Source organism: Microbacterium sp. Clip185, assembly GCF_028743715.1.
Classification (GTDB): Bacteria; Actinomycetota; Actinomycetes; order Actinomycetales; family Microbacteriaceae; genus Microbacterium.
In genome coordinates this window covers 3,291,237-3,305,635 of sequence record NZ_CP117996.1, presented here as the reverse complement: position 1 = coordinate 3,305,635, position 14,399 = coordinate 3,291,237, and the positions used below count along the sequence as shown (strand labels likewise).

The 14,399-nt window shown below is 67.4% G+C and carries 14 protein-coding genes and 2 tRNA genes; 11 read left to right on the top strand and 5 right to left on the bottom strand.

Translation table 11 applies throughout. From position 1 onward, the window contains the following. Positions 1–436 precede the first annotated feature (436 nt). The 8 genes from dnaN to PQV94_RS16120 all read left to right on the top strand — a co-directional run bounded on the left by dnaN (position 437) and on the right by PQV94_RS16120 (position 8,664). Positions 437–1,585 (top strand): DNA polymerase III subunit beta, encoded by a 1,149-nt coding sequence (dnaN, locus tag PQV94_RS16155; RefSeq protein ID WP_274286776.1) that lies wholly within the window; start codon positions 437–439, stop codon positions 1,583–1,585. A 31-nt stretch (positions 1,586–1,616) separates the two neighbouring features. Next, positions 1,617–2,771 (top strand): DNA replication/repair protein RecF, encoded by a 1,155-nt coding sequence (gene recF, locus PQV94_RS16150; protein ID WP_274286775.1) that lies wholly within the window; start codon positions 1,617–1,619, stop codon positions 2,769–2,771. Continuing rightward, positions 2,764–3,255: a DUF721 domain-containing protein gene (locus PQV94_RS16145; RefSeq protein ID WP_274286774.1), complete on the top strand. Its 492-nt coding sequence runs from the start codon at positions 2,764–2,766 to the stop codon at positions 3,253–3,255. Before recF ends, PQV94_RS16145 begins: the two co-directional genes overlap by 8 nt. Before the next feature lie 121 nt (positions 3,256–3,376). Beyond that, the gene (gyrB, locus tag PQV94_RS16140) at positions 3,377–5,410 is read left to right on the top strand and encodes a DNA topoisomerase (ATP-hydrolyzing) subunit B (RefSeq protein WP_274286773.1); all 2,034 of its coding nucleotides are present in this window, start codon (positions 3,377–3,379) and stop codon (positions 5,408–5,410) included. 68 nt (positions 5,411–5,478) lie between these two features. Beyond that, the gene (gene gyrA, locus PQV94_RS16135) at positions 5,479–8,037 is read left to right on the top strand and encodes a DNA gyrase subunit A (protein WP_274286772.1); all 2,559 of its coding nucleotides are present in this window, start codon (positions 5,479–5,481) and stop codon (positions 8,035–8,037) included. Continuing rightward, positions 8,034–8,438 carry a DUF3566 domain-containing protein gene (locus PQV94_RS16130; RefSeq protein ID WP_137418500.1) on the top strand — a complete coding sequence of 135 codons (405 nt, stop codon included), beginning with the start codon at positions 8,034–8,036 and terminating at the stop codon, positions 8,436–8,438. The genes gyrA and PQV94_RS16130 overlap by 4 nt, the downstream gene beginning before the upstream one ends. 66 nt (positions 8,439–8,504) lie before the next feature. Next, positions 8,505–8,581: transfer RNA gene (locus tag PQV94_RS16125), tRNA-Ile, on the top strand. Between the two features lie 10 nt (positions 8,582–8,591). Further along, a tRNA-Ala gene (locus tag PQV94_RS16120) sits at positions 8,592–8,664 on the top strand. 133 nt (positions 8,665–8,797) lie between these two features. Here PQV94_RS16120 and PQV94_RS16115 read toward each other — a convergent pair. From PQV94_RS16115 to PQV94_RS16105, 3 genes are read right to left on the bottom strand one after another with little or no spacing between them, the layout of a single operon-like run. Then, on the bottom strand, positions 8,798–10,132 hold the full coding sequence (locus PQV94_RS16115; RefSeq protein WP_274286771.1) for a hypothetical protein: 1,335 nt from the start codon (positions 10,130–10,132) through the stop codon (positions 8,798–8,800). Continuing rightward, positions 10,132–10,452 carry a type VII secretion target gene (locus tag PQV94_RS16110; RefSeq protein ID WP_274286770.1) on the bottom strand — a complete coding sequence of 107 codons (321 nt, stop codon included), beginning with the start codon at positions 10,450–10,452 and terminating at the stop codon, positions 10,132–10,134. The genes PQV94_RS16115 and PQV94_RS16110 overlap by 1 nt, the downstream gene beginning before the upstream one ends. A 20-nt stretch (positions 10,453–10,472) precedes the next feature. Then, on the bottom strand, positions 10,473–10,826 hold the full coding sequence (locus PQV94_RS16105) for a hypothetical protein (RefSeq protein WP_274286769.1): 354 nt from the start codon (positions 10,824–10,826) through the stop codon (positions 10,473–10,475). Between the two features lie 66 nt (positions 10,827–10,892). Between PQV94_RS16105 and PQV94_RS16100 the strand changes: the two genes are divergently transcribed. Both PQV94_RS16100 and PQV94_RS16095 read left to right on the top strand, forming a co-directional pair. Then, the gene (locus tag PQV94_RS16100) at positions 10,893–11,333 is read left to right on the top strand and encodes an NUDIX hydrolase (RefSeq protein WP_274286768.1); all 441 of its coding nucleotides are present in this window, start codon (positions 10,893–10,895) and stop codon (positions 11,331–11,333) included. A gap of 43 nt (positions 11,334–11,376) precedes the next feature. After that, positions 11,377–12,546, top strand: a complete 1,170-nt coding sequence (locus PQV94_RS16095; RefSeq protein ID WP_274286767.1) for a PIG-L family deacetylase — start codon at positions 11,377–11,379, stop codon at positions 12,544–12,546. A 15-nt stretch (positions 12,547–12,561) separates the two neighbouring features. Here PQV94_RS16095 and PQV94_RS16090 read toward each other — a convergent pair whose 3' ends face one another. Both PQV94_RS16090 and PQV94_RS16085 read right to left on the bottom strand, forming a co-directional pair. Next, a complete protein-coding gene (locus PQV94_RS16090) occupies positions 12,562–13,011 on the bottom strand; it encodes an aminoacyl-tRNA deacylase (RefSeq protein ID WP_419144871.1) in 450 nt (149 codons plus the stop codon). Positions 13,012–13,031: 20 nt separating this feature from the next. Further along, complete coding sequence (locus tag PQV94_RS16085) at positions 13,032–13,613, bottom strand: DNA helicase (protein WP_274286765.1); 582 nt, start codon at positions 13,611–13,613, stop codon at positions 13,032–13,034. 99 nt (positions 13,614–13,712) lie between these two features. On the opposite strand from PQV94_RS16085, the gene PQV94_RS16080 reads away from it, so the two are divergent. Further along, entirely contained in the window at positions 13,713–14,270 is a 558-nt protein-coding gene (locus PQV94_RS16080) for a peptidylprolyl isomerase (protein ID WP_274286764.1), read from the top strand. The last annotated feature ends 129 nt before the right edge of the window (positions 14,271–14,399 follow it).

Here is a 14,399-nt window from a genome sequence, read left to right as displayed (position 1 = left end):
ACAGCCTCGAAGCCCACGGCCCACGCCGTGGGCTTCGTCGTTTCCGGTGGCCGGAGACTCTCATTTGACAATCGCGCCGCGCAGCCTCATCCTCGCTTTCACACATGTGGAGAAGTTGTGGATAACTGTGCGAAACGCCGACGGGCGATGTGAACGACACGGCGATCACGTGTGGAGAACGCTTGAGCGGCACGAATCACACGATCCGCGTTCGACAGCTCCCTCCGCAGCGCATCCACATCTCACACGTTTGTAGTTCCCATGCGCCGAGAGTCATCCACCGACTTATCCACAGTTTGCACAGCTGTTAACAAGATGACTCTCACATCACTCTTCATTGGCGTGCGATCACCTCTGGGGGCCAAGAGCGTGTTCTTCGTCTGGACCATTCGCAGCACTAGCATGGGTAAGCCCAGCCCGCCGGAGAGGGAGCACTGTGAAGTTCCAGGTCAATCGCGACGTTTTCAGCGAAGCCGTATCGTTCGTCGTCAAGCTCCTGCCCCAGCGCAACCCGCAGCCGATCCTGGCGGGCGTGCTCATCGAAGCCGGTTCCGAGGGGCTCTCGCTCTCGGCGTTCGACTACGAGGCTTCGGCGCGCACGACGATCGACGCCTCGGTCGAAGCGCCCGGCACGATCCTCGTGCACGGTCGGCTGCTCTCCGATATCGCCAGCCGCCTGCCCAACGCTCCCATCCAGATCGAGGTGGATGACGACGGCATCCTGCTCACCTGTGGCTCGGCACGCTTCACGCTCGCCTCGATGCCCGTGCAGGAGTACCCGGCGATTCCCGAGGTGACCGGCGAGTCAGGTCTCGTTCCCGCCGAGGAGTTCGCGACAGCGATCGCCCAGGTGGCCTTCGCCGCATCGCGCGACGATGTGACGCCCGTGCTCACGGGTGTCCAGCTCGAGGTGAGCGGAACGCAGCTCAGCCTCGTGGCGACCGACCGCTACCGGGTCGCGCTGCGCGAGATCCCCTGGGACGGTCCTGCCACAACCGACGGTGAGACCACCACGGCTCTCGTTCCGGCACGCACGCTGCAGGAGGTCGGCAAGACCTTCTCGCACGGCGAGAACATCTCGATCGCGTTCTCCGGTTCCGGTGATCGCGAGATCATCGCCTTCACGTCGGGCAACAAGACGGTGACGTCGCTGCTCATCAAGGGCAACTTCCCGCCGGTACGCCGTTTGTTCCCCGAGCAGACCGCGCATCACGCGGTGGTCAATACGGCCGAGCTCGCCGAAGCGGTGCGTCGTGTCGCCCTCGTGCTCGACCGCTCCGCCCCCCTGCGTTTCACGTTCACTGCGGAAGGCGTCGCGATGGAGGCGTCGGGAACCGAGCAGGCGCGCGCCTCCGAGTCCGTCGATGCGACGCTGACCGGCGACGATGTGACCCTCGGGCTCAACCCGCAGTATCTGCTTGAGTCGCTCTCGGCGGTGCGCAGCGAGTTCTCCCGCATCACCTTCACCTCCAGCGACAACGCGAACAAGCTCAGCCCGATCCTCGTGACGCCGCAGACGTCGGTGGAGCGCGCCGGCGAGGGCGAGTTCAAGTACCTGCTGCAGCCGAACCTGCTGCTGCGCTGATCGCGTCGCACCGTCGCCGTAGGGTTGTCCGGTGATCGTGGAACGCCTGAGTCTCGTCGACTTCCGTAACTACGAACACGCCGACCTCGAGTTCACCCGCGGGGCGAACCTCCTCGTCGGGCGAAACGGCCAGGGAAAGACCAACCTCGCGGAGGCCGTGACCTACCTCGCGACCCTCGGCTCGCATCGCGTGTCGGCCGACGCACCGCTCGTGCGTTCGGGAGCGGATGCCGCCTTCGTCCGCGCCCGGCTCGGTCACGGAGAGCGTCACATCCAGCTCGAGATCCAGATCAACAAGCAGGGATCGAACAAGGCTCGCGTCGGTGGGGCCCCCGTGCGCTCCGCGGAACTGCCGCGCTACGCGCAGGTCGTGCTGTTCGCGCCGGAGGATCTGCAGATCGTCCGGGGCGATCCCTCCGCGCGCCGTCGCTTCGCCGACCAGCTGCTGGTCCAGCTCTCCCCCCGGCTCGCCGGCGTCATCGCCGACTACGACCGCGTGCTCAAGCAACGCACCGCGCTGTTGAAGTCCGCGCGGGCACGGGGCCTCCGCGGCGACGCGCTCCCGACTCTCGACGTCTGGGACGACAAACTCATCGCGCTCGGTACCGAAATCATCGAGGCACGCGCACGGCTCGCCGCCGACCTGCATCCGCACCTCGTCGCCGCCTACGCGGCCATCGCTGGCGCCGATCACTCTCCGGAGCTCGAGTGGGCCAACTCCATCGCAGGGTTCGATCCGGAGGACGACGGCGATCAGCGCGTCGCGTCCGGGGTCGTGACGGCAGAGGCGTTCCGTGCAGCTCTCGCGGCCAAGCGCGCCGCCGAGTTCGACCGCGGCGTGACCCTCGTCGGGCCGCACCGTGACGACCTGATGCTCCGCATCCGCTCACTCCCGGTGAAGGGATACGCGTCGCACGGGGAGTCCTGGTCTGTCGCGCTCGCACTGCGACTCGCCTCCGCACAGCTGCTGCGCGCGGATTCGCTCCTGGGGGATCCCATCGTGATCCTCGACGACGTCTTCGCCGAGCTCGACGCCGACCGACGGATGCGGCTCGCCTCCCTCGTGGCGGACTTCGAACAGGTCGTGGTCACTGCCGCGGTCGAGGCGGATGTCCCGGAGGAGTTGCGCGGACGCACCGTGCGCGTCGAGGCTGGTCGCATTCTCGAGGTCAGCGACGATGAGTGACGAGGACGAGGTTCCCGAGACGCTCAGCACCTATCTGCGTCTGCGCGGACTCGAGCCGACATCGCGGCGCGGTGCGAAGAGGCGCACCCGTCGCGGCACGGGCGACGAGGATGCCCCGTTCACCCCCGGGCGCGATCCGCACGGCGTCGGCGACGTGCTCGCCCACTGGACGAAACAGGCCGGTTGGGACCCACTTCTGGCCCGCGCTGACCTCGTTCGCCAGTGGGAGCTCGTCGCCGGTGAGGAGACCGCGAGGCACACGCGTCCCGTAGGACTGGATGCGGGTGTGCTCACCGTGCAGTGCGACTCGACCGCCTGGGCGAAGCAGTTGCGTCTGATGCGCACGCACATCGTGACGACCATCGCGCAGCGGTTCCCGGATGCGGGCGTCCAGAACGTGCGCTTCGTCGGCCCGGACGTCCCCTCCTGGAAATGGGGTCCCAGAGCCGTTCCAGGGCGCGGTCCCCGGGATACCTACGGATAAGGCATGTACGGACGTGTCTCGCGTCCGTTTACGACGCCACACGGGCGTACACGCCCCGTGATGAGCCTCCGCTTGATAGACTGGAAGGGTCCGTCTACTAGAACCGGAGCGCTCGAAACCTATGACGTCCCCCACCCCCTCCAGCGTTCCCAACGACGGACAGAACACCCCCGAGCCGGTCCGGAACGAGTACGGGGCAGACGCGATCCAGGTTCTCGAGGGACTCGAGGCCGTTCGCAAGCGCCCCGGCATGTACATCGGTTCCACGGGACCGCGCGGACTCCACCACCTGGTGTACGAGATCGTCGACAACTCCGTCGACGAGGCGCTCGCGGGGTACTGCGACCGTATTGAGGTGACGATCCTGGCCGACGGCGGCGTGCGCGTCGTCGACAACGGCCGCGGCATCCCCGTCGACATCCACAAGACGGAGGGCAAGTCCACGGTCGAGGTGGTGCTGACGGTCCTCCATGCCGGTGGCAAGTTCGGCGGCGGCGGCTACGCGGTCTCGGGTGGTCTGCACGGCGTCGGCTCCTCGGTCGTGAACGCGCTCTCGACACGGCTCGAGGTGAGCGTCAAGCGTCAGGGCTACGAGTGGAACCAGTCGTACGCCAGCGGCGGCGTTCCTCAGGCCCCGCTCGCTCAGGGCGCTGCGACGGAGTCCACCGGAACCACGATCACCTTCTGGCCCGATCCCGCGATCTTCGAGACGGTCGACTTCGACTACGACACGCTGCGCACTCGCTTCCAGCAGATGGCGTTCCTGAACAAGGGCCTGACCATCACCGTGCGCGACGAGCGCCCCGACCACACGGTCGACGAGGAGGTCGACGGCAAGGTCGTCGCCGTGCAGCCGCACGACGAGTTCCTGTACGAGCGTGGCCTCGTCGACTACGTCGAGTACCTCAACCGCGTGCGCAAGGCGGATGCGGTCAACGACGAGATCATCGACTTCGAGTCCGAGGACACCGAGCGCCACATCGCGCTCGAGCTCGCGATGCAGTGGACGACCTCCTACACGGAGAACGTGTTCACCTACGCGAACACGATCAACACGCATGAGGGCGGCACCCACGAAGAGGGCTTCCGTGCGGCGCTCACGACCCTCGTCAACAAGTACGCCCGGGCGCAGAACCTGCTCAAGGAGAAGGACGACAACCTCTCCGGCGACGACGTGCGCGAAGGCCTGACGGCTGTCATCTCCGTCAAGCTCTCCGAGCCCCAGTTCGAGGGGCAGACCAAGACGAAGCTCGGCAACACCGAGGCGAAGGCGTTCGTGCAGAAGGTCGTCGGCGACCAGCTCGGCGACTGGTTCGACCGCAACCCGCAGCAGGCGAAGAACATCGTCCGCAAGGCGATCGACGCAGCGACGGCACGGATGGCGGCCCGCAAGGCCCGCGAGACCGCGCGCCGCAAGAGCGTGTTCGAGTCGGCCTCGATGCCCGACAAGCTCAAGGACTGCACGAGCAAGGACCCCTCGATCAGCGAGATCTTCCTCGTGGAGGGCGACTCGGCCGGCGGCTCCGCGGTGCAGGGCCGCGATCCGCACACGCAGGCGATCCTCGCCCTGCGCGGCAAGATCCTCAACGTCGAGCGCGCCCGGCTCGACCGGGCCCTCGGCAACAACGAAGTGCAGGCGATGATCCAGGCCTTCGGCACGGGTATCGGCGAGGACTTCTCGATCGAGAAGGCGCGGTATCACAAGATCGTGCTGATGGCCGATGCCGACGTCGACGGTCAGCACATCACCACCCTGCTGCTCACGCTGCTGTTCCGCTACATGCGCGGGCTCATCGAGGCCGGTTACGTGTACCTGGCGCAGCCGCCGCTCTACCGCCTGAAGTGGTCCAACTCGCCGCACGAGTACGTCTACAGCGACGTCGAGCGCGACGCGCTGCTGGCCGAAGGGCTCGCGGCGGGGCGCCGCATCCCGAAGGACAACGGCATCCAGCGCTACAAGGGTCTCGGCGAGATGAACGCCAAGGAGCTGTGGGAGACGACGATGGATCCCTCGACCCGTACCCTCCTGCAGGTGACGATCGACGACGCCGCCGCGGCCGACGAGATCTTCTCCACGCTCATGGGCGAGGACGTCGAATCCCGCCGACACTTCATCCAGCGCAACGCCAAGGACGTCCGGTTCCTCGACATCTGATCGCACCGGATGCGGCGCGCGCCGCATCCGTCAGATGACACGACACCGACGCAGAGAAGAAGAGACGAATGACTGACGAAGAGCGTCCGACGACGGAGCCCGCCGAGCACGACCACGGTCGCATCGACCAGGTCGACCTGCAGTCCGAGATGCAGCGCAGCTACCTCGACTACGCCATGAGCGTGATCGTCGGCCGCGCGCTTCCGCGCGTCGAGGACGGCCTCAAGCCGGTGCACCGTCGCGTGATCTACGGCATGTACGACGGCGGCTTCCGGCCCGACAAGTCGTTCTCGAAGTGCGCCCGCGTCGTCGGCGAGGTCATGGGTCAGTACCACCCGCACGGCGACTCGCCCATCTACGAGGCGCTCGTGCGTCTGGTCCAGCCGTGGTCGTTGCGCTATCCGCTGGCACTCGGCCAGGGCAACTTCGGCTCGCCCGGCAACCAGGGCGCCGCAGCCCCGCGCTACACCGAGACCAAGATGGCCCCGCTCGCGCTCGAGATGGTGCGCGACATCGAGGAAGACACCGTCGACTTCGTCGACAACTACGACGGGCAGACGCAGGAGCCGGTCGTTCTGCCCGCGCGGTTCCCGAACCTCCTCGTCAACGGATCCGTCGGTATCGCCGTCGGCATGGCCACCAACATCCCGCCGCACAACCTCCGCGAGGTCGCCGACGGTGTGCTGTGGGCGCTCGATCACCCGGAGGCGACGCAGGAGGAGCTGCTCGAGGCGCTCATCCAGCGCATCAAGGGTCCGGACTTCCCGACATCCGCGCAGATCCTCGGCACGCGCGGCATCATCGAGGCGTACCGCACGGGGCGCGGCTCGATCACGATGCGCGCGGTCGTCAACATCGAGGAGATCCAGGGCCGCACCTGCCTCGTGATCACCGAGCTGCCGTACCAGGTCAACCCCGACAACGTCGCCGTCAAGATCCGCGACCTCGCCCGCGACGGCAAGATCACCGGCATCGCCGACATTCGCGATGAGTCGAGCGACCGCACCGGTCAGCGACTCGTGGTCGTCCTCAAGCGGGACGCGGTCGCCAAGGTCGTCCTGAACAACCTGTACAAGCACACGCAGCTGCAGGACAACTTCGGCGCGAACATGCTGGCGATCGTCGACGGTGTGCCGCGCACCCTGTCGCTCGACGGCTTCGTCTCGCACTGGATCACGCACCAGATCGACGTGATCGTGCGCCGTACCGCGTTCCGCCTGCGCAAGGCCGAAGAGCGCATGCACATCCTGCGCGGGTACCTGAAGGCGCTCGATGCGCTCGACGAGGTCATCGCCCTCATCCGCGCGTCCGCGACGGTCGACGATGCGCGCGGCGGCCTGAAGAAGCTGCTCGACATCGATGACATCCAGGCCGATGCGATCCTGCAGATGCAGCTGCGTCGTCTGGCCGCCCTCGAGCGCCAGAAGATCATCGACGAGGCCGAGGAGCTGCAGGCGCAGATCACGGACTACCAGGACATCCTGGCCACGCCCGCCCGTCAGCGCACGATCGTGCGCGAGGAGCTCACCGAGATCGTCGCGAAGTACGGCGACGAGCGTCGCACGCAGATCCTCTACGGGTTCGACGGCGACATGTCGGTGGAAGACCTGATTCCGGAAGAGGAGATGGTGCTCACCATCACCCGCGCCGGCTACATCAAGCGCACGCGCAGCGACAACTATCGCTCCCAGCACCGGGGCGGCAAGGGCGTCAAGGGCGCGCAACTGCGCGCCGACGACGTGGTGGAGCACTTCTTCGTCACGACCACCCACCACTGGCTGCTGTTCTTCACGAACAAGGGCCGCGTCTACCGCGCCAAGGCCTACGAGGTGCCCGAGGCCGGCCGCGACGCGAAGGGTCAGCACGTCGCCAACCTGCTCGCGCTGCAGCCGGACGAGGAGATCGCGCAGATCCTCGACATCCGCGACTACGCGGCCGCGACGTATCTCGTGCTCGCCACCCGCGGCGGACTCGTGAAGAAGACGCGCCTGTCGGAGTACGACACGAACCGACAGGGCGGCGTCATCGCCATCCGCCTGCGCGAGGAGGACGAGCTCGTCAGCGCGCTCCTGGTCGACGAGAGCGACGACATCCTGTTGGTCAGCCGTCACGGAATGTCGCTGCGCTTCACGGCGACCGATGCGTCGCTGCGGCCCATGGGCCGCTCCACCGAGGGCGTCAAGGGAATGTCGTTCCGCGGCGACGACAGCCTGTTGTCGGCGTCCGTCGCCTCCGTCGACGGCGACGTGTTCGTGGTGACCGAGGGCGGGTACGCCAAGCGTACGGATGTGGACCAGTACCGCGTCCAGAGCCGCGGCGGACTGGGCATCAAGGTGGCCAAATTGCACGAGGATCGGGGCGATCTGGCGGGCGCTCTGATCGTCGGAGACGACGACGAGGTCCTTGTGGTTCTTGCCAGTGGCAAGGTGGTACGCTCTGCCGTGGCCGAGGTCCCTGCGAAGGGTCGCGACACCATGGGCGTCGTTTTCGCCCGACCGGATGATGACGACCGGATCATCGCGATCGCCCGCAACAGCGAGCGGCGCCTTGCGGATGCAGCGGACGCCGATGCATCCCAGGAGACCGAGGCGGCCGCCACCGTTCCCGAGGAGAGTACTGACGCATGAGCACGGTAGCCGACAAGCTCGCCAAGAAGTCGAGCAGCAAGACGAGCGCCAAGCAGGTTCGTCTCCGCCTCGTCTACGTCGACTTCTGGTCGGCGGTGAAGCTGTCGTTCCTGGCGGCGGTCGCTCTGGCGATCGTCACCGTCGTGTCGTTCCTGCTGGTCTACCTGGTCGTGCAGACGACGGGGCTCATCGGCCAGGCCGATGAGTTCTTCAAGTCGTTCTCGGACGGCTCGCTCTCGCTCAGCCAGTTCGTGGGGCTCCCGCAGGTCATGGCGTTCGCGGCCGTCGTCGCCATCCTGAACCTCATCGTCGTGACGGTTCTGGGCGCGGTCATCGCGGGGATCTACAACCTCGCGGTCAAGGTCACCGGCGGTCTGCTGGTGGGCTTCACCTCCAACTGACCGCGATTGGTCAAACCGGTCCGCATCCGGTAAAGTCTTGGAGGTTGGCGCCGCGAGGCGCCGAACGGGGCTATAGCTCAGGCGGTTAGAGCGCTTCACTGATAATGAAGAGGTCCCAGGTTCAAGTCCTGGTAGCCCCACCACCCTTCTCACGGGGCCTTAGCTCAGTTGGTAGAGCGCCTGCTTTGCAAGCAGGATGTCAGGAGTTCGAATCTCCTAGGCTCCACAGTTAATACCTCCCCCGAGCGACACCGAATGCGTCTCCGCAACCGTTCGTGCCGTCGATGTGTCCAAGTGTGCCTTGGTGCGCACGGGCAACGCCCCCGCACCTGCCGGCACGGGGGCGTTCGCGGAACGACTCAGTCGCGCTCTGCGGTAGCGAGCTCTTCCTCCGCCGCATCCGCCTCGATGACGATCTCGCGCACGACCTGACGGATGCCGAGCCCGCTGCGCGCTCCGCCATCCCGACTGGCGCCGCCCATCATCGCTCCCGGCGTCATCATGCGCGAGCCCGCAGCGGCGGCGTGCGAGCTTCCGACACTTGCCGCGGTCGCGGCGGATGCGGCCGCACCCGTACCGACGATCGACGATGCACTACCCGGACCGGAGGCCGAACCCGTACCCGCCCCGTAGGCACCGGCACCGGAGCCGTACACGCCGTGCGCTCCGCTTCCGGCGCCGTCAGCCGCCGAGACGGAACCTGCCAGCCCGCCACCGGCGAAGGAGGCGACGCCGGCACTGCCGGCCATCGGACCGTCGATGGTCAACGTTCCCTCGGCGCCGATACCCGTCGACACCACGGGCGTGCTCTCGAAGTGCCAGTTGTCGGCCTTGTGACCTGCGCTGATGAGATTCGCCTGCGCGGTGTTGCCGAGCCTCGTGGCTCCGGAAGCATCGACCACGGAACCCGCGGTCACGGTGGTCGACTTCGCGCCGCCGCCGAGGATCGACGAGCTCAGGCGCTCGGTGCTCTTGAACAGCGAGCCGAGCTGCTGCACCAGGCCCACGAGGGACTTCACCGAGCGAACGACCTGTGTGAGCGGGCGCACGACCTTGTTGACGAGCTGGTTCACCTTGGTGACCACGCGTGCGATCGCGTAGCCGATGCCGAGGCCGAAGGATGCGGCGACGACCGCCATCGCCTCGATCGCCGTCGCGACCACCTGCGAGATGGCGTTCTTCACGACGCCCTGCATCTTGGCGACGAGCGAGGAGGCGCTGCGCAGTCCGCCCGCCGCGGCATCGGCCCAGTCGCCCGTGGCGGCGATGTGCTTCGCGGTGTCCTGCGCGAAGCGCACGTAGGTGCGCACGGTGTCACCGCTGAGACCGTCGAGATCCGACAGGCGCGTCACGAGCGTGTTGCCCGTGTCGCGCAGCGCGCTGCCGGCGTTCGTCCACTGCTGGGCCACGGCCGCGACGTTCGCCTCGCTGCCGGCCAGCTGGTCGAGCCAGGTGCTCAGCGGCTTCAGGTACTTCATGACCCAGCCGAGCCCGATGCTCGCAAGCGTGCCGATGGGATCCGCGAGGGCGGCCGCGGCGTTGCCCAGGGTGTCGAGGAAGGCAAGTCCGCCCTCGAGCCAGTCGCCGTTGCGTACGGCCTGGGAAAGTGCGTGGCCCGAATCGAGCAGCTTGCTGCCGGAGTAGGGCGACGCGAAGGAGGAACCGGATGCGGCGAGAGCGGCGGGAGTGGTCATCACAGGCCCAGCGCATTCTCGAGGTCGCGGAGGGTGGTGACCGTGTCGTCCTCGAACTGCTCCCATTGCGCCGCGGTGTCGCGCAGCTCTCCCGCGGTGCGAAGCAGCAGGGACTGATCCGCGCCGAAGAGACCGGTCGCCGCCGCGGACATCGCCATCGAGGGCGGAACGAGGAAGGCGCACAGGATGCCGAAGGCGTTGGAGGCGAGATCGCCTCCCTTCAGCATCGAGATGGCGCCGGTGACGTCATCGGCAAGCGAGGTGACCAGCGCGGCATGCTGCCGGAGCCGATCGAAATCAAGGGCGATGTTCTCGGTCATTCGAGGCTCTTTCGGACGTATCAGGGGGTGTCGGTGGAGCGGAGCTGTTCGGTGATGGGGTCGTCGTCGCCCAGGAGCTCGGAGACGGCGTCGATCGTCGCCGCGTGAGCGTTCTTCTCCGCGGAGACGATCGTGGCGAGGATGTCGGAGGCAAGGCGTTGTGCGCCGCGGGCGAGAGCCGTCTCGCCCAAGCGGAGGGTCTGCACGCGTCCGGTGGAGTCGACCTGCACGTAGACGTCGCGCGCGGACGACCAGGCGGCGCCGCGGATGGCGGACACGGTGGCTTCGAATGCGGGCATCTTGGCGGCGCGGTCAGCGCTCTGCCGGACATCGCGCTCGATCTGCGCGAGTGATTCTTCGGGATCCAGAGGCACGCGGTCACGCTAGCGAAGCATCGTGAACCAGAGCGCGAGTTATCCACACCCGGCTAAAGTCACGTCATGGATATGCGTGTCGCCGCCTACGCGATCATCACCGACGATGCCGGACGCATCCTGTTGGCCCATTGGAACGAGGGCCGTCGCAGCGCGTGGACGCTGCCGGGCGGAGGTCTCGAGGAGGGCGAGGACCCCGAGCGGGCCGTACGGCGCGAAGTGCGCGAGGAGACCGGCTATCGCGTGGCCGTCGACGAGCTCCTCGGCATCGATTCCCGCGTGATCCCGGCCACGAAGCGACTGGCAGAGACCGCATCAGCGCTGCACACGCTGCGCATCCTCTACCGCGCGCACATCACCGGCGGACGATTGCGCAACGAGGTGGGCGGGTCCACCGACCAGGCCGCGTGGTTCACCCCGCAGGAGGCCGCCGGTCTTCGGCGCGTGAGGCTCGTCGACATCGGACGCCGCATGGCCGGGTGGGAGGGCCCGCATCCTCAGCTGTGAGCCGCGGCACGTATGATCGCCGGACGTGCAGTGAGGATGATCAGTGGTGCGATGGCGTGTTCTCTCCGCTGCGGCCGTGCTGGTCGCGGCCCTCGGGATGGGTGGGTGCGCGGCGGGTGGACAGCAGCCGCCTCATCCGACGATCGAGAACACGTCCCCCGCTGCTCCGACCAACACGCTCGCCGCGGGGGATGTGCAGACGATCATCGACCGCTGCGCCACGAAGCTGGCGATCGACCCCGCATCTCTCGGCGCCCAGATCTCGGCGGCCACCCAGCCGGCGGCGGAGGCGGCGCTCTTCTTCGCAACGTCGGAGCAGTGTGCGGACATCCCGTCGGCTTTGGGGCGCACGGATGTCTCCTCGTTCACCTCGCCGCTGAGTTTCATCGAACAGCCCTGCGCAGGCCGCACGGTCGTCTCCTTCTGGGCGCACTACGACGACGACCTGATCTTCGGCAATCCGGTCATCGACGATGAGCTCGCCGACGGGGGCTGCGTCCGCACGTTCTTCTTCACCTACTCCGATGCGGGAGAGGGCGAGTCCACCTACGCGAGTGAGCGCGAGAAGGGTATCCGCGCCGCCTACGACGCCATGCTCGGTCGCAGCGGGGAGTGGGTCGACCGATCGGTCACACTCGCGAGCGGCATGACGGTCACGATGACGAAGCCGAGTGACGACGAACGTGTGTCCCTCCTCTTCCTGCGGCTTCCGGATGGCGGACTCAGCGGCACGACGTTCATCTACACCGGTCAGCAGACGCTCGAGAAGCTGCTCAGCGGCGCGCTCCCGTCGCTGCGCACGATCGACGAGGGGCGATCCGTGTCCGTCGCAACGCTGGAGAAGTCGATCGCCGAGATCCTCGCCGGTTACGCGCCCGATCGTGTACTCACACACCTGCCGAAGGAGGCGCACGACTCGGCGGGCGACCACCCCGACCACTCGTCCGTCGGCACGCTCGTCTCGCGCGCCGTGGATGCGGGCGCCGCGCCCAGCGCGCAGGTCGAGTATGCGATCGGCTATCCGTCGGCCGAGCGACCCGCGAACATCACCGGAACGCAACTGGAGCGCAAGGCCTCGCTGTTCGCGGTGTACGCCGCGCACGATCCCGTGATCGGTTGCTCCTCGGCACCCAGCTGCCTCGCCCGCGCGCACTTCGGAGACTGGCTGCAGCGGGAATACCTCATCCCGCAGGCAGACCTCACGCTCGGCTGAACCGGCCGCGGGCGCTCAGAGCGGCTGGGAGATATCCGCCACGGTGGCGTCCAGCGCCTGCAGGAGGGCATCCGCGTCGACGAACAGACTGAAGCCGTGGGCGCCCGCGCCGAGCGCGATACGGCGTCCACGGATCGACTCATCGGCGAAGACGGGCCAGGCCGTCGTACTGCCGAGAGGAACGATCGTGCCGCGCTCGTAGCCGGTGGCTGCCAGAGCGACGTCGGCATCCGGGAGTTTGAGCTTGTTGACGCCCACGAGCTGGCGGAGCTTCGGCCAGGCGATGGCCCGGTCGCCCGGAATCAGGGCGAACAGGAACGTGTCGTCACTGCGCTTGACGACGAGCGTCTTGACGATGTCGACCGGCGAGATCCCCAGAAGCTCGGCGGCTTCGGGGAGGCTGCGCGCCTCGGGGCGCTCGCGCACCTCCACCGAAAGACCGAGGGCGGATGCGGCTTCCCGCACCCGCCTCGTCGGATCCTCGCTCACGCGTCAGGCGCGCTCAGCGGGTCGTCCGCGACCCACAGCTCGTCGTCGGCACGCAGCGTCTGCCAGGCGGCGTAGAGCACGCCCGCGGCCGCGGCCACACCGAAGATGAGCGCGATCACGCCGCCCGCGCCCAGCCCCCGCTTCTTCGGGGATTCGACGGAGAGGCGCTTGGCCAGCTTCTTCGATGCCTTGGCGCCGTACTTGGCCGCCTTCTTCTTGTACGTGGCGGGGTCGAGGTCGATGCCCCGCCCGGCAGCGATGCGCGCGCGGGTGTCGCCCGCCGCATCCCACACCGACAGGGCGCCGCCCACGAGCGCACCGGCGGCCGGAACGACCTTGTCGCTGAGCACGTGCTTCGAGATGTTGACGCCGCGGTCCACGTACGGAGCCGCGTAGCGGTCGTACCCTTCGCGCACCGCGGGCACCACGTGCTCGCGGTTGTAGTTGCCGAGCTGGCGGCCGGCTTCGCGGGCGATGTCCGCCGCTTCACCGACGAGCACCTGCTGCGATTCCCACACCTTGTTGGCGTGGCCCTGGAGCTTCCGGAGCTCCTTCTTACGCTTGCGGCTGAGGCTCATGCGAGATCCCCCTAATCCGTGGGTAGTCGTGAGCCCATCTTGCCAGAGGGATCGACCGCGAACGGCAGGGCTTGCAGCGAACTCTGAGACAATGACAACATGCCTCAGCACACCGCCGTCGCCACATTTCACACCAACCACGGCGACATCGTCGTCAACCTGTTCGGGGATCACGCGCCTCGCACCGTCCAGAACTTCGTCGGTCTCGCCGACGGCACCGGAGAGTGGACCGACCCGTCCACGGGTCAGCCCGGTTCCGGCCCCCTCTACAACGGGGTCATCTTCCACCGCATCATCCCCGGATTCATGATCCAGGGCGGCGACCCTCTCGGTCAGGGCGTCGGAGGTCCGGGCTACACCTTCAACGACGAGATCCACCCGGAGCTCACCTTCCAGAAGCCCTACCTGCTGGCCATGGCCAACGCCGGTCAGCGCCGCAACGCCATCACGGGCGCTGTGGAGGGCACGAACGGATCGCAGTTCTTCATCACGACCGACCCCACCCCGTGGCTGCAGGGCAAGCACTCGATCTTCGGCGAGGTCGCGGACGACGCGTCGCGTCAGGTCGTCGACGCCATCGCTCAGGTTCCGACCGGCGCGGGCGACCGGCCCGTCGAGCCCGTCGTGATCGAGTCGATCGACATCGCGCAGGTCTGACCACCCGCATCCCGTGACGAGCGAGAGCTTCGCGAGCAACCGCGAGAACTTCTGCTACCGGCACCCCGACCGTCAGAGCTTCGTGCTCTGCCAGCGGTGCCTGCGAACCATCTGTCCCGAGTGTCAGAC

Coding starts and splice junctions, on each gene's coding strand:
- PQV94_RS16145 (WP_274286774.1), top strand. CDS start 2,764: ATGAGTGACGAGGACGAGGTTCCCGAGACGCTCAGCACCTATCTGCGT.
- gyrB (WP_274286773.1), top strand. CDS start 3,377: ATGACGTCCCCCACCCCCTCCAGCGTTCCCAACGACGGACAGAACACC.
- gyrA (WP_274286772.1), top strand. CDS start 5,479: ATGACTGACGAAGAGCGTCCGACGACGGAGCCCGCCGAGCACGACCAC.
- PQV94_RS16130 (WP_137418500.1), top strand. CDS start 8,034: ATGAGCACGGTAGCCGACAAGCTCGCCAAGAAGTCGAGCAGCAAGACG.
- PQV94_RS16115 (WP_274286771.1), bottom strand. CDS start 10,132: ATGACCACTCCCGCCGCTCTCGCCGCATCCGGTTCCTCCTTCGCGTCG.
- PQV94_RS16110 (WP_274286770.1), bottom strand. CDS start 10,452: ATGACCGAGAACATCGCCCTTGATTTCGATCGGCTCCGGCAGCATGCC.
- PQV94_RS16100 (WP_274286768.1), top strand. CDS start 10,893: ATGGATATGCGTGTCGCCGCCTACGCGATCATCACCGACGATGCCGGA.
- PQV94_RS16085 (WP_274286765.1), bottom strand. CDS start 13,613: ATGAGCCTCAGCCGCAAGCGTAAGAAGGAGCTCCGGAAGCTCCAGGGC.
- PQV94_RS16080 (WP_274286764.1), top strand. CDS start 13,713: ATGCCTCAGCACACCGCCGTCGCCACATTTCACACCAACCACGGCGAC.